We start from the raw sequence: 21,925 nt of genomic DNA on the forward strand, positions 1-21,925 counted from the left end.
CATGACGGCAGCACAGACAACCGGACTGGATCCGGCGAAGATCGACGCGGTTCTGGAGCGGTTCTCGGCGGAAGGCCATGCTTTGGTCAGCCCGCCGATCCTGCAGCCGGCCGACGTCTTTCTGGACCTGACCGGCGAGGACATCCGCCGCCGTCTTTTCCTGACCAGCGGTACGGACGGTGCCGACCTGTGCCTGCGGCCAGACTTCACCATCCCGGTCTGCCGTCATCACCTGGCCCGCTCCGACGCGAAGCTGCCTGCCGCGTATTGTTATAACGGGCCGGTGTTCCGGCAGCGTCCGGACGGTCTTGGCGAAATTCCGCAGCTTGGCGCGGAAAGCCTCGGACGCACCGATACCGCACAGGCGGATGCGGATCTTCTGGCACTTTCTGTCCGGGCTCTGGAGACATTCGGTCTCGATGATTGTTCCATCCGCATCGGCGACGAGACACTGTTCGCCGCCGTTCTGGAGGGCCTCGACCTTCCGGCCGTCTGGCGCCGTCGCCTGCGCGATCTCTTCGGCGAGACCTACCGGCTTGCCGACGCCATCGGCCGCATGGCCGGCGGATCGGCGTCGGATGACGACAGCCGTGATGTTCGCCTCGGCTTCCTCTCTGCACTGGACGGCACCGATCCGGAAGCGGCCCATGCGGTTGTGGAAGATCTTCTGTCCATCGCAGGAATTTCCGCTGTCGGTGGCCGCACCCCCGGTGAAATCGCCGACAGGTTTCTGGAACAGGCTGCCCTTTCCAGCGGCGCGCGCGGCCACGACAAGGCCGCGGAGACGCTGAGCGCCTATCTCGCCCTCAAGTCGGACGCCGCCGCCGCGCCTGGCGTGCTGCGCGATTTCAGCAGAGAGTACAGCCTCGGTCTCGATATGCCTCTGACCGCCTTCGAGCAGCGTCTCTCGGCGCTCGACGCGGGTGGGATAAGCCCTTCACGGCTGAGTTTTGCCGCCGATTTCGGCCGGCGCCTCGATTATTATTCCGGTTTCGTTTTCGAAATCCACGCAGCTTCCGGAAAAGTCGAGGGACCGCTTGTCGGCGGTGGCCGTTACGACAAGCTGGTGACGTTGCTGGGCTCGGAACAGGACGTTCCGGCTATCGGCTTTTCCATGTGGCTCGACCGCATTGCCTTGAGCGTGAGGGGCTGACTCATGAGCAAACTGATCATCGCCATTCCCTCGAAGGGACGCCTTCAGGAAAACACTCACGACTTCTTCGGCCGTGCGGGCCTGAAGGTGATACAGCCGGGCGGCGCGCGCAATTATCGCGGCGCCATAGAGGGTCTTGGCGATGTGGAGATCGCCTTTCTGTCCGCCTCAGAGATCGCCCGCGCGCTTGCCGACGGCACCGTTCATTTCGGCATCACCGGGCTCGATCTGGTGCATGAGAACATTACCGATCCGGAAAATTCGGTGCACATCGTCACCCCGCTCGGCTTTGGTCCGGCGAATGTGGTCGTCGCCGTGCCGAAAGCATGGATCGATGTGGAAACCATGGCGGATCTTTCCGACGTCGCCTCCGATTTCCGCAACCGCCACGGCCGCCGTCTCAGGGTCGCGACCAAATATGTCACGCTGACCCGCGCCTTCTTCGCCCGATATGGCATCGCCGACTACCGGATCGTGGAAAGCGCCGGCGCAACGGAAGGCGCCCCGGCTGCCGGTTCCGCGGAACTGATTGTCGATATCACCACCACGGGGGCGACCCTGCAGGCCAACAACCTGAAGATCCTGCCCGATGGCGTGATCCTGAAAAGCCAGGCCAATCTGGTCGCCTCTCTCAAGGCCGACTGGTCCGAGACCGCGCTAGCGGCGGCACGGGCCATTCTGGACCGGATTGCGGCCGAGGAGGCCGCCCGCGATGTCAAACTGGTCAAGGCCGTCGTCGATGACCGCACGCAGGCGCTCAGATCCGTCAGCCAGATCGGCGCACTGCAGCGGTTTTCCGACACGCCTGATGGCCATCATGTCAGCGTGCTGTGTCCGAAGGACGCCGTCGCCGACTGCGCCCAGTTGCTCATTCAGGAAGGCGCGGAGACGGTCACCGTGGAAACGCTCGACTATGTCTTCTCAAGGGAAAACTGCCTGTTTGCCCCGCTGAAGGACAAAGTGGGCAGTTAGAATTTCAGGCCGGTCCGGCATTGCCGGCTTCCGGCCGGCCCGCATCTCCCGGGTGTCAACAGCAACCGATAGCGCTATCGCTTTCGTGCGCTGAAGACCCCGGGATCCCTCTGCCCGTCACGCCGGCCTTTTGAAGTCTGCCCGCGCCTTTTCGATCCGATCGCGGCAGCAGCAGCCCTCCAGATGGTCGTTGACCATGCCCATCGACTGCATGAAGGCATAGATGGTGGTGGGACCGACGAAACTCCAGCCGCGTTTTTTCAGGTCCTTCGAGAGCGCTGTGCTCTCCTCAGTCTTGCCGAGCGTTCTTACCGTAGCGAAATCGATTTTTTCCGGCCGGTTCGCCGGTTCGGGCTCAAAGGACCAGAAATAGGCGGCGAGCGTGCCGAATTCGGCTTTCAGTTCCAGTGCGCGTTTCGCGTTGTTGATGGTCGATTCGATTTTCTTGCGGTGACGGACGATGCCGGCATCCTCCAGACAGCGCTCGACATCGGCTTCGGTGAACGTGGCGACCGTTTCGAATTCAAAATTTGCGAAGGCCGCCCGGAAGGCGTCGCGCTTGCGCAGAATGGTCAACCAGGAGAGGCCGGACTGGAACCCTTCCAGGCAGACCTTCTCGAAAAGGCGGCGATCCTCGTCGATCGGCCAGCCCCATTCGGTGTCGTGATAGAGCAGGTAGTCCTCCAGGTTGCCGTGCCACCAGCACCGCTGCCGTCCGTCGCTTCCGGCCAGCAGTCCCGTGACCGGATCGCGCTCCGCCTTCGTGGCACCGCCACTGTCCTGTTCTGCCATCGCAATGCCCTTTATTCACTTTTTGTTCTCATGTTGATAAGATCGAAAGGACCGGAGCGCAAGGGCGAATGATGTCGTGGCAATCCGGTATGAAACAAAAAACCCGGCACAAGGCCGGGTTTTTCGAAAACGGTCTGGAAGCTGTCAGGCAAACAGGGCGTCGATGTCGTCCTGACTTGCGACATCCACGTCGTGGTCGAGCGATGGGCCGTTGAGCAGCGCCGCATCGCCTTCCTTCTGCTCGCGTTCTTCGATCTCGATGTCCTGGAAGCTTTCGATGCCGCCCCAGATATCCATCATCTGCGTGATCCGGTCCTCGACGAAGCGCAGGGTGTTGACCACCTTGGTGATGCGCTGACCGGTCAGGTCCTGAAAGTTACAGGCTTCGAAAATGTGAACGACCTTGTCCTGAATGTCGTTCGCCAGATCCTGATCCTGAGCACTGAGCCTGGCGGAAAGGGTGTTCGCGGTCTCGTCGATAAACTCGGCCGCCGTCAGAATGGATTCCGTCGCACCCTCGGTACCGTCAACGACAGCGTCCAGCTCGTTGGTTACGCGAGTCATTTCCTCACCTTCGGACCCGGTGGTCTGGTGAAGAGTCGCGATTTCCTTCTTGGTCTGCGCTATTGCTTCATAGATCGCATCGAGTTCGGTCTTCAGCTTGGCCGCTTCAGACATTTCCTTGCGGAACTCCGACAGGACCTTGGCGCTCATGGCTTCCGGATCCATCGCGGCCTGCTGCTGCCCTTCTCCGCTACGGATCAGGGATTTTACGCTGGCCAGTTCTGCCAGGAGCTCCTGATGGCGGCGTTCTTCAGCAAATGCAGGGCTGTCGGAGGCCCCGGAATTCATGCGTATCAAGCTTTCCGCTCGAAAGGATCTTTTCACCGCGGCCATGCCTACTCCCGTCCCGCGCCTTTCCAGGCGTATTCAAATCAATCTGTCCTGCTCTTATAGCCGGGGAAGCTTAAAGAATTGTTTTTGAGATGCTTGCCGAAGAGGGAGGACCGATTTGACCTTTGGTAACTGTTTCTTGGCTTTCCTCTTCGCAGACCATTCGCTATCCTCGCGTTGAATCAACGGAGCAGCCCATCGCATGCTAAAGTTAGCGGAACTCTGCCAATTTCAAAGAGCTGACGGACCCTGCGCGACACGCGAAGGCGAATTGACCTGAATGCCAGCGATGCGTTTTCTTTCGGCCATTCTGTTCGCAGGATTTTTTTCCACGGCCCCGACTCTGGCCGCGAATGACACTTTTACCACTGAAGAACTTCTCTATGGATTTGAGAAAACAGTATTCGGACTAGAATACCGCAGTTGGAGTTGGCGTCCTTACCTGGTTAAAAAATTCACGCGGCCAGTTTTATTTCAGATCCACAATCTTTCTTCACGCGACCGGACAAAGACCGTCCAGCAATTCGTGCGCGAAATCGACAAGCGGGTCGACGGGTTGAAGACGGCTATCGTCCGCGATCCCGCCGAGGCGAATTTCGAGGTCTATGTGGTCGACCGCGACCAGTATGAGCGTGTCGTCAAAACGGAAATCTACAAGAGCGAGCGCGCAAACGTGCCGGGACGCTGCCTGGTGCGCGTCGTCTCCGGCCGCAACGGGATCAAGCGCTCCGCTGCGGTGATCGTTTCCGATGAAGGCGAATTCCTCTTCAAGCGATGCCTGGTGGAAGAGGTTCTGCAGGGCCTCGGCCCGATGAACGACGACGAGGACCTCACACATTCGGTCTTTAACGATTCCTCGCGTCACAGCCGGTTCACCGTGTTCGACCAGCTCATTTTGAACATGCTTTACGACCCGCGTATCAAGCCGGGCATGTCGCAGAAGCAAACACAGTCGGTTTTGCCACTGGTGGTGCGCGACGCCCGGCAGCGGGTTCGTTAACCAAGGTCTTCACGAAAGACCAAGGATTTCAAGCGCGGCCAAATTGACTTGCCAGCACCTCCCCCAGAGGAAAGTATTTTATTAAGGCTGTTTCTCAACCAACAGATAACCATAAGGAACAATTACCGAAATACACCGCAGCGGATTCACTTTTGAAAGAGCTGGAACCCTTATTATCATTTCCAATCCGTTAATCGGCGGCTAGAAAAGCCGCTGAACGTGGTCGATGACAAGTATCAAGAGTACAGCCATGTTCCAGTTACGCATTGTATCTTCAAAATTGCTGATCCTGGGCGGCGCTTTGTTATTCAGCGCTGCGCTTTTCCTTCCCCAGGCAATCGCCGGACAGGTGTCTCCACCGCCGCTCGTCCTCAGTCCGAACCTGGCGGAACCCTGGGTGCTGCAATTGCAGCCCCGCGCCACCCGACGCGCCGCGGCGCCCGTTCAGCGGCGCCAGGTGGCGCAGCCGCAGGTCCGCCGCGCCAACTGGTGGTCGCCCCGCCAGCAACCGGTGCGCCAGCAGCCGCAGCGCCAGACCAGTGCACTGCAAAGCCGCCAGACCGCGCCGGAATTTCTGCCCACGATCGTCAACTATGACGGCAAGCACAAACCCGGCACGATCGTGATCGACACCAATACCAGGCATCTCTATCTGGTGCAGAACGACGGCACCGCCCGGCGTTACGGCGTCGGCGTCGGCAAGCCCGGCTTCGAGTGGGCCGGAACACACAAGATTACCCGCAAGTCCGAATGGCCTGACTGGCGTCCGCCGGCCGAAATGCGCAAGCGCCGCCCGGAATTGCCGACCTTCATGGCTGGCGGTCCGCAAAATCCGCTCGGTGCCCGCGCGCTCTATCTCGGATCGACGCTTTACCGTATCCATGGCTCCAACCAGCCCTGGACCATCGGCCACGCCGTTTCCTCCGGCTGCATCCGCATGCGCAACGAGGATGTGATTGACCTTTACGAGCGGGTTGGCGTCGGCACCAGGGTCATCGTGATCTAAGGCGAACTGCCATCAGAATACTCATGACTTCCAGGAAACCGCGCGGATAGGCCGTGCGGTTTCCCTCGTCTCTCCGCACTTGCAAGAGCATGGGACCGATATTGATCGCAGCATCCCTTGCAGACCTTCCGCTTTCCCTGCAATTTGTCGATACAGTCGACTGAATCGTCACCCTTCCCCTGACAAAGCCGGTCCGAGGCATGACAGAACGCTTGAAATTCTTTTCTCCCGGATCGGACGCCGCCTATTTCGCCAAGGCAGCTCTGGTGGGCGTGCTCGTCGGAGTGCTCGGCGCCGGTTTCCATTCCGGCGTGGAAATTCTGCTTGCGCAGTCTTCGGCGCTCAGGACTTCACTGGGCACCGGTGTATTGGCCTATGCGGTGTCGATTGCGATATCCGGTGCCGCGGTCGTCGGCGCGTTCTTTCTGGTCCAGCGTATCGCGCCGGAAGCTGCCGGCAGCGGCATTCAGGAGATCGAAGGCGCCATGGAGGACAAGCGGCCCGTACGCTGGGCCAGAGTCCTGATCGCGAAGTTTTTCGGCGGATTGCTCGCTCTGGGATCCGGCCTGGTGCTCGGCCGCGAAGGCCCGACCATTCACATGGGGGCGATGACGGCCGAAGCGCTTTCCAGATCGCAAGGGCTTTCGTCGTCCGATCACAAGGGACTTCTGGCGGCAGGAGCCGCCGCCGGTCTGGCCGCGGCCTTCAATGCGCCGCTCGCGGCGATCCTGTTTATCGTGGAGGAAACCAGGCGGCAGTTTCCGTTCGGCTACCGAACTTACATGGCTGTCATCATCGCCTCGATTCTGAGTGCGGCGGTCACGGTGAAGCTGACGCATATCGGCCCGCCGCTGCTGGTCACGGTGTCCTATGTGCCGATCTGGAGCTTCTTCCTGCTCGGCCTTCTCGGCATTTTTCTCGGCGCACTCGGCGTGTTCTTCAACTGGGCTCTGATCAAGGTCATGGACCTGTTCCAGACAATCCGGCTCGGGCTGCGCTGGCTGCCGGCGCTTGCCGTCGGCGGGATCACGGGGGCTCTCCTGATCGCGTTCCCGGACGCAACCACCGGCGGTGAAGATCTGGTGCGCGGGCTGATCACCTCCCATCAGGGTGTGCTGGTCCTCCTCCTGCTCACCTTGCTGCGCTTCGGCGGCGTGCTGTTTTCCTATGCCTCGGGCGTTCCCGGCGGGATCTTCGCACCGATGCTGTCCATCGCAACCTGCGCCGGGCTCGCCTTCGGCACCGGGGCGGCGGAACTCCTGCCCATCGTGGATGACGACTTCCGGGCCGCCTGCGCGGTGGCTGCCATGGGCGGTTTTTTCGCTGCTTCCGTCCGTGCGCCCCTCGTCGGCGTCGTGCTGGTGATGGAACTGACGGGCGCCTACGCCCTGATCATGCCGGTTCTGGTGACCTGCACCACGGCGTCCCTCACGGCGCATCATCTCGGGGGCCGGCCGATCTACGAGCAACTGCTGGAACGGACCTTGAGACTTGCAGGCCAGGAGCCGGACAAGCAGCCCGAAGACACCCCGATTCAACTGGGTACGCGCGAAGGCTGACCGGGAAAAGCCGGGCGCCCTATTCCGCAGCTTCCAACGGAAGCAGGACGGAGGACAGGCTTTCCGGCTGCCGTCCGCCATAGACCCAATCCAGAAGCTCCACCGTATGCAGGATCGGTATGCCGGTCCCCAGGCCGATCTGGGTCATGCAGCCGATATTTCCGGTGGCGATGACATCAGGCCTGGTTTTCTCGATATTGGCCACCTTCCTGTCACGCAGGCGGCGGGCAATGTCCGGTTGGAGAATGTTGTAGGTTCCCGCCGATCCGCAGCATAAATGCCCTTCCGGCACATCCTTGACACTGAAGCCGGCCGCCGTCAGGAGATCTTTCGGCTGACGGGTAATCTTCTGGCCGTGCTGCATGGAACAGGCGGAATGATAGGCAATGGTCAGCTCCGGTGCGACGGCGGGCGCGCCAAGATCAACCCCGGTCAGGAATTCGGTGACGTCCTTTGCCAGCGCGGAGACCCGGGCTGCCTTCAGGGCATAGTTCGCATCGTCTTTCAGCATGTGGCCGTAGTCCTTGATCGTCGTACCGCACCCCGATGCGGTGATCAGGATGGCGTCAAGTCCACCTGTCTCGACTTCGCGCATCCAGACGTCGACATTGCGCCGGGCGTTTTCCAGAGCGGCCTCTTCCTTGCCCATGTGATGGACAAGCGCACCGCAACAGACCTCACCTTCGGGCAGAACGATCTCATATCCCGCACGGGTCAACAGCCGGATCGTGGCGTCGTTGATACCGGGATTGAGCACCGGCTGGGCACATCCGCCCAGAAGGGCCACGCGGCCCTTGCTGGCCGGGGTTTCCGCCGCAAACACGCCGGGTCCTTCATGTTCCCCGCGTCCGGGAGATCTTGCGGGTGCCAGTTCCAGCATCGCACCGATCTTTTTCATCGGGCCGCCCAGCGCCTTCAGCGCACCGGCAAACGGACGGGCGAAGAATGCGCCGATCAGTGCGAGGCGGAACCGTTTCGGATAGGGCAGCACAAACGCCAGGACGGACCGCAGCAATCTGTCTGACGCCGGCCGTCTGTAGGTCTTTTCGATGTGGGCGCGGGCATGATCGACAAGATGCATGTAGTGCACCCCGGAAGGACAGGTGGTCATGCAGGCAAGGCAGGACAGACACCGGTCGATATGCTTGACGATCTTTTCGTCTGCCGGACGGTCGTTTTCCAGCATGTCCTTGATCAGATAGATCCTGCCACGCGGGCTGTCGAGCTCATCTCCCAGCAACGTGAAGGTCGGGCAGGTTGCCGTGCAGAACCCGCAATGAACGCATTTGCGCAGGATCTTTTCAGACTGCGCGACATGGCTGTCCTTCAGCTGCTCTGCGGTGAAATTGGTCTGCATGGTGTCCGCCGTCCCTCAATTGCCCGCATTCGCTGCGGTATTCTCCTTGCGAGTGATCCGGATCGTAGGGGCTGGGTTTTCACCGCACAAGGTATCATTCCGGCACAAGAGCACCATCAATGCGGAATGAATTGAGCTGAATAAACACAAAACCCGGCCGCAGGATCGCGGCCGGGTTTCGTGTCTTGTCGTCAATGATCGTCAGAACGGCTCAGAACAACCAGGTCTGCGGGTCCGGCACCGGTTCACCGCGGGAGGCAAGCTGAAGACCCTTGATGCAACGAATGATCATCCAGATCAAAAGCGCGATCAGCAGGAAGATGCCAACGACAACAAAGGTCAGGAGAACACCGAGCACGCTGCCGAGCAAACCGATCCAGAAAGTCCGGATCTGGTAGGTATAGTGCGTGTCGACCCAGCCACCGGCCTTGCCCCTGTTCAAATAGGCGAAGATGATGCCGACCAGCATGGTGATACCGAACAAAATGCTCACCAGATACAGAATATAGACAAGGCTGACATTCTTGCCGCCTGGCTCCAGATAACCTTCAGTACCGGATTGTTGTTCCATCATGCTCTCCGCTAGAAATATCCACGTAAAAATACGCTGATAAGACTACACACCCGCGACCATTCGTCCAGCATTCAGAATGCCTTTTGCATCGAACTGCTCCTTCAGGCGCCGGGACAGCGCCGCCAGGGAGCCAGGTTGGGGCTGGAACACCGGCACGGTCGAGCGGACGGACGGATCCGCGCGCACCAGTGTCGCGTGACCTCCGCCGGTTTCCTCTAGCGCCGCGCGAATTTCCACCTCGTGAATTTCTCCGTCGTCGCAGGACAGCCAGACAAGACCGCCGCTCCAGTCGAAGAACGCCCTCATGTCGAAGGCCGCCTTCAGACGCTCCACCAGCATCGGGCCGGAGGCCGGGGCGACGGACACCCGCCACACGGGAGTATGGGCACCTGCGAACGGCACCACATCACGGATGTTCCGCCACAGTTTTCCGGACTCCGCTTCCGCAAGGCGGGCGGGCGCACCAAATTCCGCAAGAAGCTTTTCCAGAGATTTGAACCGGTAGTCGACCGAGGTTTCAAATCCTTCCAGCCGAAGGACCGTCTTGCCGACCTCGCCGTCGATGCCACCGGGCAGATGGGCAGCACCGGACACTTCCGCCGACGAACCCATGGCCCGGCACAGGGCGTCAATTGCGTCTGCCTCTTTCAAACCAGCAAGCAGGAACGTCGCCGAGGTTTCCGGTTTCGGATTGACCTTGAGCGTCACCGTGGTCGCAACAGCCAGAGTGCCGAAAGACCCGCAAAGCGCCCGCGGCAAATCATAGCCGGTGACGTTCTTGACCACCTTGCCGCCGGAATTGAAAATTTCCCCGCGTCCGGAAACGGCTTCCATGCCAAGCACATGGTCCCGCGCCGCGCCCGCCTTGATGCGGCGTGGACCGGAGAGATTTGCCGCCAGCACGCCGCCCAGGGTTCCCCGTCCGGGCTCTTCCCCCAGCAGCGGCCCGTAGTCCATCGGCTCGAACGAGAGTTCCTGGCCGTTGTCCCCGACCAGTTTTTCGACCTCGGCGATCGCCGTTCCCGCCTTGACGGTCAGCACAAGCTCCGCCGGCTCGTAACTCTCGACGCCGGTGAGGTCCGACAGGTCCAGAACATGCGCCGCCTGCACCGGGCGGCCGAGCTTTCTCTTGGATCCGTGCCCGACGATCTCCAGCGGCTGTTCCTCCGCGGCCGCCCATTTCACCGCATCTTCGACCTGCCGCGTATCCTGCGGCTTGAACGTTGCATCCATTTCGGAAATTCCTCAGAAGCGCGGGATATCGGGGAAGGGCAACTGGCCCTTGTGCACATGCATTTTACCCAGTTCGGCGCAGCGGTGCAGCAAGGGGAAGACCTTGCCCGGGTTGAGCAGATGCTTATCGTCGAAAGCACATTTGACCCGCTGCTGTTGCTTGAGATCGTCCTCGGAGAACATTTCCGTCATCAGATCGCGCTTTTCGATGCCGACGCCATGCTCGCCTGTCAGCACACCGCCGACCTCGACGCACAGCCGCAGGATATCGGCACCGAAGGCTTCGGCAGCCTCCAGTTCCCCCGGCTTGTTGGCATCGTAAAGGATCAGCGGATGGAGGTTGCCGTCGCCGGCATGAAAGACATTGGCCACGCGAAGCCCGTGCTTTTCGCCCAGGTCCCGCATGCCGGCGAGCACCTTCGGCAGTTCGCGGCGCGGGATCGTGCCGTCCATGCACAGATAGTCCGGCGAAATTCGCCCGACGGCCGGAAATGCAGCCTTGCGTCCCGCCCAGAAGGTCATGCGTTCCTCTTCGCTGGCCGAGATCCGCACGTGGCTGGCTTCGTTGGCCCGGGCAATTTCCTCGACGCGGCCGATCAGGTAATCGACCTCCTCCTCCGGCCCGTCGAGTTCAACGATCAGCAGGGCCTCGACATCAAGCGGATAGCCTGCGTGGACAAAATCTTCCGCAGCATGAATGGCGAGCCGGTCCATCATTTCCATACCGCCCGGGATGATGCCCGCCGCGATGATTTCTGCGACGCAGCGGCCGCCGTCCTCGCTGGCCGGAAAGCCGATAAGCAGCGCGCGTGCCGTTTCGGGTTTTTGCAGGATGCGGACGGTAACTTCGGTCACCACGCCGAGCAGTCCCTCCGACCCGGTCATCAGCGCCAGAAAATCGTATCCTTCGCTGTCCAGGTGCTTGCCGCCGAGGCGGATCACCTCACCGGTGATCAGCACCATTTCCAGCCCAAGCACGTTGTTTGTGGTCAGCCCGTATTTGAGGCAGTGCACACCACCGGAATTTTCCGCGATGTTGCCGCCGATGGAACAGGCGATCTGGGAAGACGGATCCGGCGCATAATAGAAGCCCTCGCCTTCCACCGCGCGCGTGATGCCGAGATTGGTCACACCCGGCTGTACCACGACGGCCCGGTTGGGATAGTCGATGTCGAGGACCTGATTGAACTTCATCATCGACAGCAGCACGCCGTCCTCCAGCGGCAGGGCGCCGCCGGACAGCGAGGTCCCCGCTCCGCGCGGCACCACCTTGACGTCGTTGTCGTAACAGTACCTGAGGACCCTGGAGACCTGATCGACCGTTTCTGGAAGAACCACAATGAGGGGGAGCTGCCGATAGGCCGTCAGAGCATCCGTTTCATAGGCGCGCATCTCGCGCTCGTCGTGGATCACGCCCTCTCCGGGAACGATCGCCTGAAGCGCGCTCAGGATCTCTCGGCGACGGGCAAGGACATCCCGGTCCGGGGCAGGCATGGCGATCGCGGTCACAGGCTGGACTCCTTTCACATATACGCTTGATGATCCACGGGATTTGCTCGAACGTAAGCAGTGGTGGTAGATCAACGGCTTCCCCGAAGTGTGACAAGTATCTTGGCCAAGGGAAACGCCCGCACGATACTAGATGTCTTTCTGAGAGATTGAAAATGAGCAATCTGACCGACATGGAGATTTTCGCCCGAGTGGTGAGCGCCGGCAGCATGTCCGCCGCCGGGCGAGAAATGAACCTGTCGCCAGCCGTGGTCTCCAAACGCATCCGGCGTCTTGAGGAAAAACTCGGAACGCGTCTCCTGCAGCGAACGACCCGCCAGATCGCCATGACGGAGGCGGGCCAGGGCTTTTATGAAAGGGTCATTGCAATTCTGGCCTCGGTGGAGGAAGCCGAGTCTTTCGTTTCGCGCGGATCCGCCAGGGCCCGCGGCATTTTGAAGGTGGCTGTACCGACGTCCTTCGGCCGTCTTCACATCGCCCCGCATATGGGCAAATTCCTGATCGAGAACCCGGACCTTTCGGTCAATCTCGATCTCTCCGACGACTTCGTCGATATCGTCGGAGATGGTTACGACCTTGCGGTCCGCATTGCCGAGTTGTCCGATTCCAGCCTTGTCGCACGCCGGCTTGCTCCCGTGCACCGGATCCTGTGCGCCAGCCCGGACTATCTGAAACGACACGGCGCGCCCCAGAGCATCGAAGATCTGGCGGCCCACCATGTCACGCTTGCCGCGACAAATCAGGATCCCTGGCGGCTCGCCGGTCCGGACGGCTCCGTGACCATCCGCACCCGCGCGCCCATCAAGACCAACTCCAACGAAGTTGTGCGCGAATGCCTGCTGGCCGGAGTCGGGATAGCGCTTCGCTCGACTTGGGACGTGGGTCCGGAGTTGCGGGCGGGCAAGCTGCAGATCCTTCTGCCGGAATACAGGGCTTCGAAAGATGTCGGCCTCTACGCGGTTTACCCGAGCCGCCAGTTCCTGCCGGCGAAAGTACGGGTCTTCATTGATTTTCTGGCTCATCTATACGGCTCTTCGCCCTATTGGGACGCCGGTCTGGAAGACTGGCTGCACCTTCCGAGCGAGGCGCGGGCGAGCTGATCGCGACACAATGTACCTGCGACCGTGCGTCACTTGCGTCGATCTCCTGCATCCTGTTGTGTGATTGAGAGTTAAATCCGAGGGAGAATACTATGCAGCGATTGCTGATGATCGCCGGAACGGCGCTTCTGGCGCTTACCGTGCATGCAAGTGCCGAAGGCGATCCCGCCAAGGGTGAGAAGGTTTTCAAGAAATGCGCCGCCTGCCATGCGGTCGGTGAAGGCGCCAAGAACAAGGTCGGGCCGGAGCTCAACGGCATTGTCGGCCGGCCCTGGGGTCAGGTCGAGGGCTACAAATACTCCAAGCCGCTGATCGAACTCGGCGAAGGCAAGGTCTGGGACGTCGAGATGCTGGATATCTACCTGACCAAGCCGAAAGACCTCATTCCCAAGGGCAAGATGGCGTTCGCCGGGCTGAGGAAAGAACAGGACCGCGACAACGTGATCGCTTATCTGGCTCAGTTCAACGCAGACGGCACGACCCAGTAAGCTCCATTGGGCCGACAATACGCGAGAGGCCGGGATTTCCCGGCCTCTTTTGTTTTCCTGGCCGAGTTACCAGGCAGCGTTGCCCGATGGACCATGGACGCGGCCGCGTTGCCGGCACCAAATGCTCAGTGATCATTGTGCTTCTTGCGGATGCGCCGGACCAGCCACCAGATCAGGATCACAACGACAGGCACGGCGAGCCCGGTGGTGACATTCGCATCCGGGACGGGCAGTCCGGTCTCCCTTGCAGCCTTGGCCAGATAGGAAATCAGCCCGACCACATAATAGCTGACAGCCGCGACCGACAGCCCCTCGACCGTCTGCTGCAGCCTCAGCTGAAGATGGGCACGGCGGTTCATGGACTGAAGCAGCCTGCTGTTCTGCTCCTCCAGTTCGACATCAACGCGTGTGCGCAGCAAGGTCGTCGCCCTTGCGAGCTTACGGGACAGCATGGCCTGGCGGTCTTCGGTCGCCTGACAGGTCTGCATGGCGGGCGTCAAACGCCGGGTCAGGAACGCAGCCAACGACAGATCTCCGGGAGCAGCCTCCTCCTTCAGCGCATTCAACCTGGCCTTGACGATCCCGTCATAGGCCCGGCTGGCGCCAAAGCGGAACGCGCTCGCCGTCGCCCCGGCTTCCAGGGCAGCTGCCATTTCGCTCAACCTGCCGAGCAACTGCTGGTTCGCCCCCAGGCCGGAGTTTTCCTTCAATTGGTTCGTCAACTCGGCCAGTTCGATCTCGAACCGTCTGATCTCCGGTTGCAGCTCCGTCGCCTTGAACAGGCCCAGCATGGCCAGCGTTCGATAGGTCTCCAATTCCAGGAGGCGCTGCGCGACCGCGCCGAGACGCACGTCGCTGAGCGACCGGTTGAGTACAAGAAACCGGGTCAGGCCGTCGCCGTCCTGGCGGAAATCGGTCGCCACCAGAGCGGCGCTGTTCTCCACCTCCGACACGGTCAGACTGCCGGTGTCGAACCTCTCCCGCCAGTCCTCAAGGTCGCCGGACCCTCGCACTTCCAGACGGACAGCGACCAGCAGGTCTCCAGGAGCCCTGAAAGCAGCACCGAAGGGATGAGATGCCGGAACCGGTCCGAAAAGCGCCTCCGACTTCGCGGCCCCATCCCAGGTGTAGGTGGTGAATTCCGCATGCTGTTCCCAGCTGAGCGTACCGCCGCCGAAGGAAAGCCTGTGATAACGCGCGCCGGGCGCCGGGCCGTGCCAGCCTCTGGAAACGCAAAATTCGTTCAGCCAGACATGATCTCCGGCCGCTTCCTCCACATTGGTCAAAAAGGCGTAGTGCAACACGGTGCGCGGACTGCCAAGCGGGCGCAGCGGGCGGGCATGCACTTCCCCCAGAACCTTTTCGCGCAGCGGCGATGTCCGGAATACGGGTAAGGACGATCTGTTTTCCGAGTCCTGATCCAAGCTGACAACCCCGTTTGCACACATTCGTTCCTGGAGCTCACCTTCGCCCCGTGACATCCGGAGACCAACCAAGATCAACGCGACCGGGACAATATGACACTGGTGTATGGTGTTTGCGCATTGCCGAATTGGATAAGAAAATTGACCAATTCTTGTTTCAACGCTATTTTCCGGCCTTGAGTGAAGAGGCTGGCCAGCATGTTTCAACCCGTAGACCATCAGAAAACGGCGAACGCCGCCGTGGAACAGATCGAGGATCTGATCCTGAAGGGGGTGCTCCAGTCCGGTGACAGACTGCCGCCGGAAAGAAATCTGGCTGAGCTCATGAAGGTGTCGAGGCCGGTTCTCAGGGAAGCCCTGAAGCAACTGGAGGAGCGGATGCTGATCGAAGCCCGCCAGGGTGGCGGCACCTTTGTCTGCGACTTGATCGGCCCGATTTTCTCCGAGGCCATCGTTCAGCTGATCGCCCGCCATCCCTCCGCCATCAGCGACTATTTCGAATTCCGGCGCGGTATCGAGAGCCAGGCCGCGGCGCAGGCAGCCGTTCGGGCGGCGCCATCCGACATCGCTCGCCTCGACGAGATCGTCCGGCGGATGCAGAGCGCCCATGACGCGGAAGATCTGGCCGCTGAAGCCCGGCTGGATGTCGACTTTCATCATGCCGTCGGCGAGGCCGCCCACAATGTGGTGATGCTGCACACCTTGCGATCCTGCTACCGGCTCCTGGAAAACGGCGTTTTCTATAACCGCGGGCGTCTCTATGACCATCCGACCGCGCGCATTGAACTGTTGCAGCAGCACAAGACTATCGCGGAGGCCATCCGCCGGCGGGACCCCGATGAGGCCCACCGGGCGTCGCAGGATCACATCGACTATGTGCGCGGCACCCTGGCCGACGCGCAGGCAATGGACCGGCGCGAACAGCTCGCCGGTCTGAGAATGAATAAACCCATGAAGAATTCTGCTCGTTCCTGAGCATCCTGGAGGAAACCCCATGACAATTGTGACCGATGTTGCGGATCTGCAGGCTCTGGCAAAACGCCGGGTGCCGAAAATGTTTTACGAATATGCCGACACGGGGTCCTGGACCCAGAGCACCTACCACGAGAACGAGGCGGCGCTGCAGCGTCAGAAGCTGCGCCAGCGGGTCGCCCGCAACATCGACAATCGCTCCGTCACGACGACGATGATCGGTGAGGAAGTAGCCATGCCGGTCGCTCTCGCGCCGGTCGGCCTGACCGGGATGCAACACGCCGATGGCGAAATCCTCGCCGCCCAGGCGGCCGAGGAATTCGGTGTCCCTTTCACCTTGTCCACCATGAGCATCTGCTCAATCGAGGACGTCGCGGAACACACAAAGTCGCCTTTCTGGTTCCAGCTCTACGTGATGCGTGACCGCGGTTTTTCCGAAAGGCTGATGCAGCGGGCGCACACGGCCGGCTGCTCGGCGCTGGTACTGACGCTCGACCTGCAAGTGCTCGGCCAGCGTCACCGGGACATCAAGAACGGTCTGTCGACACCACCCAAGCCCGGACCGGCCGTTCTGGCGGATCTCGCGCTCAAGCCCCGCTGGTGCTGGCAAATGCTGCAGACCAAGCGGCGTCAATTCGGCAACATTCACGGCCACGTCTCGGGCGTTGACGACATGACATCGCTGGCCGAATGGACCAACAGCCAGTTCGACCCGACGCTGGACTGGTCCTCCGTCGAATGGGTGAAGAAACACTGGGACCGCAAGCTCATCCTCAAGGGCATCAACGACGTCGAGGACGCGAAAATCGCAGCCGATATCGGGGCCGACGCCATCGTGGTTTCAAACCATGGCGGCCGCCAGCTCGACGGTGCGCTGGCCTCCTACGAGGTTCTGGGAGATATCGTCGATGCGGTCGGCGACAGGATCGAGGTTCATTTCGACGGCGGCATCCGCTCCGGCCAGGACATTTTCAAGGCCGTCGCCATGGGCGCCCGCAGCACCTATATCGGCCGCGCCTTCATCTATGGCCTCGGCGCCAACGGCAAGGACGGCGTGACCAAGGTGCTGGAGATCCTGCACAAGGAACTCGATGTCACCATGGGACTTTGCGGTGAAACCGATATCGCCAAGGCCGGCCGGCACAATATGGTTCTTTGAGGAGCGGCACGGCGCACCGGGCAACGCAAGACAGGCCGAGAACGCGCGGCGCCGGTCATGTCGGCCCGCACGGCATGGAGGCAGGCGTCGCTTTCGAAGCGCCGGCCTGAATCGGCAGATTCGCTTCAGACTTATCGCCTTTGCTGATGAGAACATCAAAAACAATCACTTGTTCTGATAAGGCGGGGCGATCAGATTACCCTCCATCACATTCTGGATCGGTTCTCACATGAGCGTTGCCACGCCTGCCCTGCGCCGGGAAAACGCCGGTTTCACTCCGGCCGACTACGGTCTTTATGCCACCACCGTGCTCTCCTGGGGCTTCAGCTGGATTGCAATGAAGAGCCAGATCGCGACTGTCTCACCGGAAGTCTCCGTCTTCTGGCGTTTCGTGCTGGCGGCCGCGGTCATGATGATCTGGGCGAAAGCGCGGGGGCACAGGATGTCGTTCCCCTTCCGGGACCATCTGCGTTTCGCCGGTCTCGGCGCGTTCCTGTTCTCGACCAATTTCACGCTTTTCTACTATGGCGCTTCCTACCTGCCCTCCGGCCTGCTCGCGGTGATTTTTTCCACGGCGTCCATATTCAATCTGTTCCTGGGCCTCATTCTCTTCCGTCAGAGGCCTAATCTCCTCGCGCTCACCGCCGGTTTCCTGGGTTTCATAGGCATCGGCCTGATGTTCTGGCCGCAGCTCACGGGCGCCGAGTTCAATTTGCAGGCAGCCATCGGACTGGCCTTCTGTATCGGGGGGACGCTGTCCTTCTGCTTCGGGAACATGCTGTCGGCCGACACTCAGCGGCGCGGTATCGGCGTGACGCCGGCCACTGCCTGGGGCATGGTCTACGGCATGGCGTTCCTGGGGATTGTCTCGCTACTCAGAGGGCAGAGCTTTGCCGTGGAGTGGTCGCTCGCCTATTTCGGCGGCCTCGTCTATCTGGCGATCATCGCGTCGGTGATCGCCTTCGCCTCCTACCTGACACTACTCGGCCGGATCGGCTCGGCGCGGGCGGGTTATGCCACCGTTCTGTTCCCCGTGCTCGCGCTGACGCTGTCAACGATCTTCGAAGGCTATCACTGGACGCCCCTGGCCGTGGCCGGGCTCTTCTGTGTCCTGGGCGGAAATCTGATCATGCTGCGCGCACGCTGAAAAACCCCGGCTGCCGGTATTTTCTGCTGAAAGGTTGATACGGCAGACTATTCGGCGGCCAGTTGTACGGATCCGGCGCCGACATTGCCGATGGCCGCAACCAGGTGATTGCAGAGCGTGTCATGCATGGCTTCGCGCGCCTCATCGGACCGCAGCAGAGCAATGTCGCAGAACGGCAACGAGGGGAACCCGTCCCGTTCATCCAGAATGCGCATGCCGTCGCGGATAGCGCTTTCCGGGAAAACCGTAACGGCCAGACCGACCTGAACCGCACCTACGAGCCCGGCCGCACTGGCGCTGGTGTAGGACACCCGGTAGCGAAGTCCGGCGCGGTCGAGTGCGTCCATGGAAAGTCGTCGCCAGTTGCAGGTCGCCGGGCCCAGCGCCAGACGGATCACATCCTGAGTGTGAGCACAATGCTGGGCCGAAGTGACCCAGTAAAGCGGTTCCCGCCGGATGATCTCGCCGCGCAGGTTGAGGGTGTCTCCGGACGTGGTGATCGCCACGTCGAGCTGCCCGTCGCGGATCGCTTCGGTGAGTTTCGCGCTACTCGAGCATTCGACCTGAACCTCGATGGAAGGATTGAGGCGATTGAATGCCGCCAGAACCTGCGGCAGCAACCTGTCCGCATAGTCGTCCGGCACGCCGAGCTTCACATGACCGACTTCCTTCCGGCCATTGAAAGCCGACAGGGTTTCATCGTTCAGAAGGATCATCCGCCGGGCGAACTCGACCAACCGAAGACCATCTTCGGTCAGCCTCGACTGGCGGCCATCCTTGATGAAGATCGGTTGCCCGACGCGCTCTTCAAGACGACGCATCTGCATGGAGACAGCTGACTGGGTCTTGTGCACCGCTTCACCCGCCTTGGTAAAGCTTCCCAGCTCGGCAATCGCCAGAAACGTGCGCAACTGGTCAATATCTAGTGCGTGACTCATAAAAGACCCTGTAGATGAGCTGTATCCAGCCCGGAAGATTTGAGATTCGAATTAATAAATGGATTATACATCACAAATATTTACAACTCAATGACAATTTAAGCCCGGGAGGATGGGCGAAATTTGAATAAGCCCTTATAAAACAATCTTGTATCCGGTCACTTCGCAACTATTCTGCGGCCTGAGGGACCGAAAGGTTGTCCAGTGACGACACGATGTGTTCGACCAGGGCGTCGGTGACCCTGGAGCTGTTGTGCCAGGATCGCATGATGCCGATCTCGCAATCGGGCAGGCGTGGAAAGCCTTCGGCTTCCGTCAGAACGCGCATGCCGGATCGCAAAGCGGATTCCGGCAGAACCGAAATCGCCAGACCGGCAAGCACCGCCGCGCCGACAGCGGTCGAATTCCAGCTTGAATAAAGCAGCCGGTGCTCACGTACCTGATCGCTCAGGGCATTGATCGCCGCCTTGCGCCAGTCACAGGTCGCCCGGCCGAGCGCCAGGGGAAGCGGGGACTCGTTTTCCACCGCATGACGGGCCGACACGACCCACAGCAGCGGCTCGCGGCGGACCAGATCGACATTCTTGCGGCCCTTCCTCTGAACGTGGGTGATAATCGCCACATCCAGCTCACCTTCCGAAATCATGTCGGCCAGGTTGGGTGTCGGCGCGCAGACCACACTCACTTCCGCCTTGGGATTCGATCTCGAAAACCGCGCCAGAATTTCCGGAAGAAACCGGTCGGCATAGTCGTCCGGCGTCCCCAGCCGGACCAGACCGGCGAGCTCGGTGTCATCGAAGGCCGCGAGGGTTTCATCGTTAAGCTGAACAAGTCGGCGCGCGTAATGCAGCAGCCGTTCGCCGTGTTCCGTCAGGCGGGACTGGCGGCCGACACGGACAAAAAGCGGTTTTCCAACGCGCTCTTCCAGACGGCGCATCTGCATGGAGACCGCCGATTGGGTCTTGTGCACATTGTCCGCAGCGCGCGTAAAGCTGCCGCCTTCGGCAATCGCCACAAAGGTTCGAAGCTGATCCAGATCGAGCATAAGCGCCTCAAATATAAGACAAACTGATGTTTGCCACCAAACCTATTCAAAGTTGAAATGTTTCGGCCGGCTGTCAGCATTTGTCAGCGCTCCGGAACACCTTGCTCCATCACATCACAATTTTCGATCAATGGCATCAAAAACATTCGTTGGAATAATATTTGAAATACCGCCATCTATGGAGTGTTCCACAAACAGGACTGCCAATAGTTGGCCGGGAACAGGCTGCCGGAAATTCCTTCGGCCGCTCACAGGAGAATTATGCCATGACCCATACAACAAGCACCCCGTCCTTCGCGCTCTTCGGGCAGATGGTTGCCCGTGCATGGCGTGTATTCAAAAACCGGCGTCAGTTTACCGAACTCACGCATTGGTCTGACGAGCAGTTGAAGGATGTCGGCCTCACCCGGAGCGACGTTCGACGCGCCTTGGCACAGCCATTCTATCGCGATCCGACCTCCTCCCTATTGAGCGCTTCCCCGGCGCTTAACCGCAGGCTGAGCCTGCAGGCGGCGAATGCGCCCCGGGAGAGAGCGAACCTTACGCTTGTGGACACCGGCAAGACCGCTGACAACGGCCAGATTGCCGCCTGATTCCGGGCCTGGCGGCCCGACGAGCACTTGATTTGCAGCCCCTGTCGGCAATTAGCCTTGCTGACGCAACTGACCCGCCTTCCGGCGGGTCTTTTTTTGCGCAGGTATGGCTTTAAGATCAGGTTGCCCCGAAATCCTTCGCCGCTTTCTTGAAAAAGCTGTCGAAGGCGTTGAACTGGCTGGACTGAAAGTCGCGACCTGCCTCCATCCAGTCGGCGACCATTCCGTCAAATTCCGAGGCTTCGCCGGAACTACCCTCATCTGAAGCGTCATCCTCCGGCTGAAGGTCCTCTTCCTCCGGTTCCGCCTCCTCCTCAGGCTCGACGTCAGCTTCGACGACCCTGGCAGGCTGCAGAAAAACACCCCAGAAGGCCTGCATGGCCTCGGCGTAACCCTGCAGGTAGTCGGCCGGCGTCGGCTGCGGCTTGGGCCGCCCGCGCGCGAAGCCGCGCAGGTAGGCGTCAAGAAGGTTGCGCGCTTCGCCGTGCACGAAGGGCCGGGCGACCTGGCCCATTGCGAGGGTCGCGGCCACGGGCATCATTTCCTGGATGGCATCACCCTGCAGTCCGGTCAGCGTGGCGATCTGCCCGGCCAATGCCTTCTGGACCGCTTCCGGCCCGAAGAACGGCGTCAGCGCCTCCTGCGAAGGCCCCTGATACAGTCCGGTGTAGCCGGCGAAGGGATTTTGCGCTGCGGAGCCGAATGGTGAAGAGCCGAACGGTGAAGATTGGCCGAGGAACTCGCTGAACCCGGGAATGGTGCCGCCGAAATAGCGAAAACCGTTGAGCGCGGCTGGCATGAGCTGCCCCATGACGCTGTTCAGATCGTCATTGGACCAGCCGAATCGCTCTCGCACATCTTCCGTCAGCGAAAAGATATCGAATGGGGGAGCTGCCGTTTCGTTGCCAGTCATCGCACTGCTCCGCTCGGGGTTCCGCCAGGTCTTGAGAAACAGGACCAACCTAGGGAACAGGCTCAGAATATTGTATTTTCAGGCATCAAACCGGCAA

General features: G+C 60.7%; 21 protein-coding genes. 11 read left to right on the forward strand and 10 right to left on the reverse strand.

Annotated elements, in window-relative coordinates:
- Nucleotide 1: 1 nt before the first annotated feature.
- Nucleotides 2-1,153, forward strand: coding sequence for an ATP phosphoribosyltransferase regulatory subunit (locus tag OA90_RS04110; protein ID WP_068407497.1), 1,152 nt, complete (start codon nt 2-4; stop codon nt 1,151-1,153).
- Between the two features lie 3 nt (nt 1,154-1,156).
- The gene (gene hisG / locus OA90_RS04115) at nt 1,157-2,125 is read left to right on the forward strand and encodes an ATP phosphoribosyltransferase (protein ID WP_068407500.1); all 969 of its coding nucleotides are present in this window, start codon (nt 1,157-1,159) and stop codon (nt 2,123-2,125) included.
- Between the two features lie 117 nt (nt 2,126-2,242).
- Here hisG and OA90_RS04120 read toward each other — a convergent pair whose 3' ends face one another.
- Nucleotides 2,243-2,917, reverse strand: coding sequence for a DNA-3-methyladenine glycosylase I (locus OA90_RS04120; RefSeq protein WP_068407504.1), 675 nt, complete (start codon nt 2,915-2,917; stop codon nt 2,243-2,245).
- A 144-nt stretch (nt 2,918-3,061) separates the two neighbouring features.
- Nucleotides 3,062-3,769 carry a protein phosphatase CheZ gene (locus tag OA90_RS04125; protein WP_244274532.1) on the reverse strand — a complete coding sequence of 236 codons (708 nt, stop codon included), beginning with the start codon at nt 3,767-3,769 and terminating at the stop codon, nt 3,062-3,064.
- 331 nt (nt 3,770-4,100) lie between these two features.
- On the opposite strand from OA90_RS04125, the gene OA90_RS04130 reads away from it, so the two are divergent.
- From OA90_RS04130 to clcA, 3 genes are all read left to right on the forward strand, one after another.
- Nucleotides 4,101-4,811, forward strand: coding sequence for a DUF2927 domain-containing protein (locus tag OA90_RS04130; protein WP_156510377.1), 711 nt, complete (start codon nt 4,101-4,103; stop codon nt 4,809-4,811).
- Nucleotides 4,812-5,061: 250 nt separating this feature from the next.
- Entirely contained in the window at nt 5,062-5,817 is a 756-nt protein-coding gene (locus OA90_RS04135) for a L,D-transpeptidase (protein WP_199823600.1), read from the forward strand.
- A 200-nt stretch (nt 5,818-6,017) separates the two neighbouring features.
- The gene (gene clcA, locus OA90_RS04140) at nt 6,018-7,376 is read left to right on the forward strand and encodes a H(+)/Cl(-) exchange transporter ClcA (RefSeq protein ID WP_068407517.1); all 1,359 of its coding nucleotides are present in this window, start codon (nt 6,018-6,020) and stop codon (nt 7,374-7,376) included.
- Between the two features lie 19 nt (nt 7,377-7,395).
- Here the strand turns inward: clcA and glcF are convergent, their stop codons facing one another.
- The 4 genes from glcF to OA90_RS04160 form a co-directional block, all read right to left on the reverse strand.
- Complete coding sequence (gene glcF, locus OA90_RS04145; RefSeq protein WP_068407520.1) at nt 7,396-8,733, reverse strand: glycolate oxidase subunit GlcF; 1,338 nt, start codon at nt 8,731-8,733, stop codon at nt 7,396-7,398.
- A gap of 211 nt (nt 8,734-8,944) precedes the next feature.
- The gene (locus tag OA90_RS04150; RefSeq protein WP_156510378.1) at nt 8,945-9,304 is read right to left on the reverse strand and encodes a hypothetical protein; all 360 of its coding nucleotides are present in this window, start codon (nt 9,302-9,304) and stop codon (nt 8,945-8,947) included.
- Nucleotides 9,305-9,349: 45 nt separating this feature from the next.
- Nucleotides 9,350-10,540 carry a glycolate oxidase subunit GlcE gene (glcE, locus tag OA90_RS04155; protein WP_068407527.1) on the reverse strand — a complete coding sequence of 397 codons (1,191 nt, stop codon included), beginning with the start codon at nt 10,538-10,540 and terminating at the stop codon, nt 9,350-9,352.
- A gap of 12 nt (nt 10,541-10,552) precedes the next feature.
- Nucleotides 10,553-12,049 (reverse strand): FAD-linked oxidase C-terminal domain-containing protein, encoded by a 1,497-nt coding sequence (locus OA90_RS04160; RefSeq protein WP_068407530.1) that lies wholly within the window; start codon nt 12,047-12,049, stop codon nt 10,553-10,555.
- A 155-nt stretch (nt 12,050-12,204) separates the two neighbouring features.
- Between OA90_RS04160 and OA90_RS04165 the strand changes: the two genes are divergently transcribed.
- Nucleotides 12,205-13,149, forward strand: coding sequence for a LysR family transcriptional regulator (locus OA90_RS04165; RefSeq protein WP_068407533.1), 945 nt, complete (start codon nt 12,205-12,207; stop codon nt 13,147-13,149).
- Between the two features lie 92 nt (nt 13,150-13,241).
- Nucleotides 13,242-13,637, forward strand: a complete 396-nt coding sequence (locus OA90_RS04170) for a cytochrome c family protein (protein ID WP_068407536.1) — start codon at nt 13,242-13,244, stop codon at nt 13,635-13,637.
- A 125-nt stretch (nt 13,638-13,762) separates the two neighbouring features.
- Here the strand turns inward: OA90_RS04170 and OA90_RS04175 are convergent, their stop codons facing one another.
- Nucleotides 13,763-15,061 carry a DUF3422 domain-containing protein gene (locus tag OA90_RS04175; protein ID WP_068407539.1) on the reverse strand — a complete coding sequence of 433 codons (1,299 nt, stop codon included), beginning with the start codon at nt 15,059-15,061 and terminating at the stop codon, nt 13,763-13,765.
- A gap of 198 nt (nt 15,062-15,259) precedes the next feature.
- On the opposite strand from OA90_RS04175, the gene OA90_RS04180 reads away from it, so the two are divergent.
- The 3 genes from OA90_RS04180 to OA90_RS04190 all read left to right on the forward strand — a co-directional run bounded on the left by OA90_RS04180 (nt 15,260) and on the right by OA90_RS04190 (nt 18,339).
- Nucleotides 15,260-16,036: a FadR/GntR family transcriptional regulator gene (locus OA90_RS04180; RefSeq protein WP_082836826.1), complete on the forward strand. Its 777-nt coding sequence runs from the start codon at nt 15,260-15,262 to the stop codon at nt 16,034-16,036.
- Between the two features lie 19 nt (nt 16,037-16,055).
- On the forward strand, nt 16,056-17,192 hold the full coding sequence (locus OA90_RS04185) for an alpha-hydroxy acid oxidase (protein ID WP_068407542.1): 1,137 nt from the start codon (nt 16,056-16,058) through the stop codon (nt 17,190-17,192).
- 229 nt (nt 17,193-17,421) lie between these two features.
- Complete coding sequence (locus OA90_RS04190; protein WP_068407546.1) at nt 17,422-18,339, forward strand: DMT family transporter; 918 nt, start codon at nt 17,422-17,424, stop codon at nt 18,337-18,339.
- 47 nt (nt 18,340-18,386) lie between these two features.
- Here the strand turns inward: OA90_RS04190 and OA90_RS04195 are convergent, their stop codons facing one another.
- A complete protein-coding gene (locus OA90_RS04195) occupies nt 18,387-19,277 on the reverse strand; it encodes a LysR substrate-binding domain-containing protein (RefSeq protein ID WP_068407549.1) in 891 nt (296 codons plus the stop codon).
- Between the two features lie 169 nt (nt 19,278-19,446).
- Entirely contained in the window at nt 19,447-20,322 is an 876-nt protein-coding gene (locus OA90_RS04200) for a LysR substrate-binding domain-containing protein (RefSeq protein WP_068407552.1), read from the reverse strand.
- A gap of 266 nt (nt 20,323-20,588) precedes the next feature.
- Between OA90_RS04200 and OA90_RS04205 the strand changes: the two genes are divergently transcribed.
- A complete protein-coding gene (locus tag OA90_RS04205) occupies nt 20,589-20,915 on the forward strand; it encodes a DUF1127 domain-containing protein (protein WP_068407555.1) in 327 nt (108 codons plus the stop codon).
- 118 nt (nt 20,916-21,033) lie between these two features.
- Here OA90_RS04205 and OA90_RS04210 read toward each other — a convergent pair whose 3' ends face one another.
- Nucleotides 21,034-21,828 carry a hypothetical protein gene (locus OA90_RS04210; protein WP_068407920.1) on the reverse strand — a complete coding sequence of 265 codons (795 nt, stop codon included), beginning with the start codon at nt 21,826-21,828 and terminating at the stop codon, nt 21,034-21,036.
- Nucleotides 21,829-21,925 lie beyond the last annotated feature (97 nt).

This window comes from Labrenzia sp. OB1 (assembly GCF_001624695.1).
In the GTDB taxonomy this organism is placed as follows: Bacteria; Pseudomonadota; Alphaproteobacteria; order Rhizobiales; family Stappiaceae; genus Roseibium.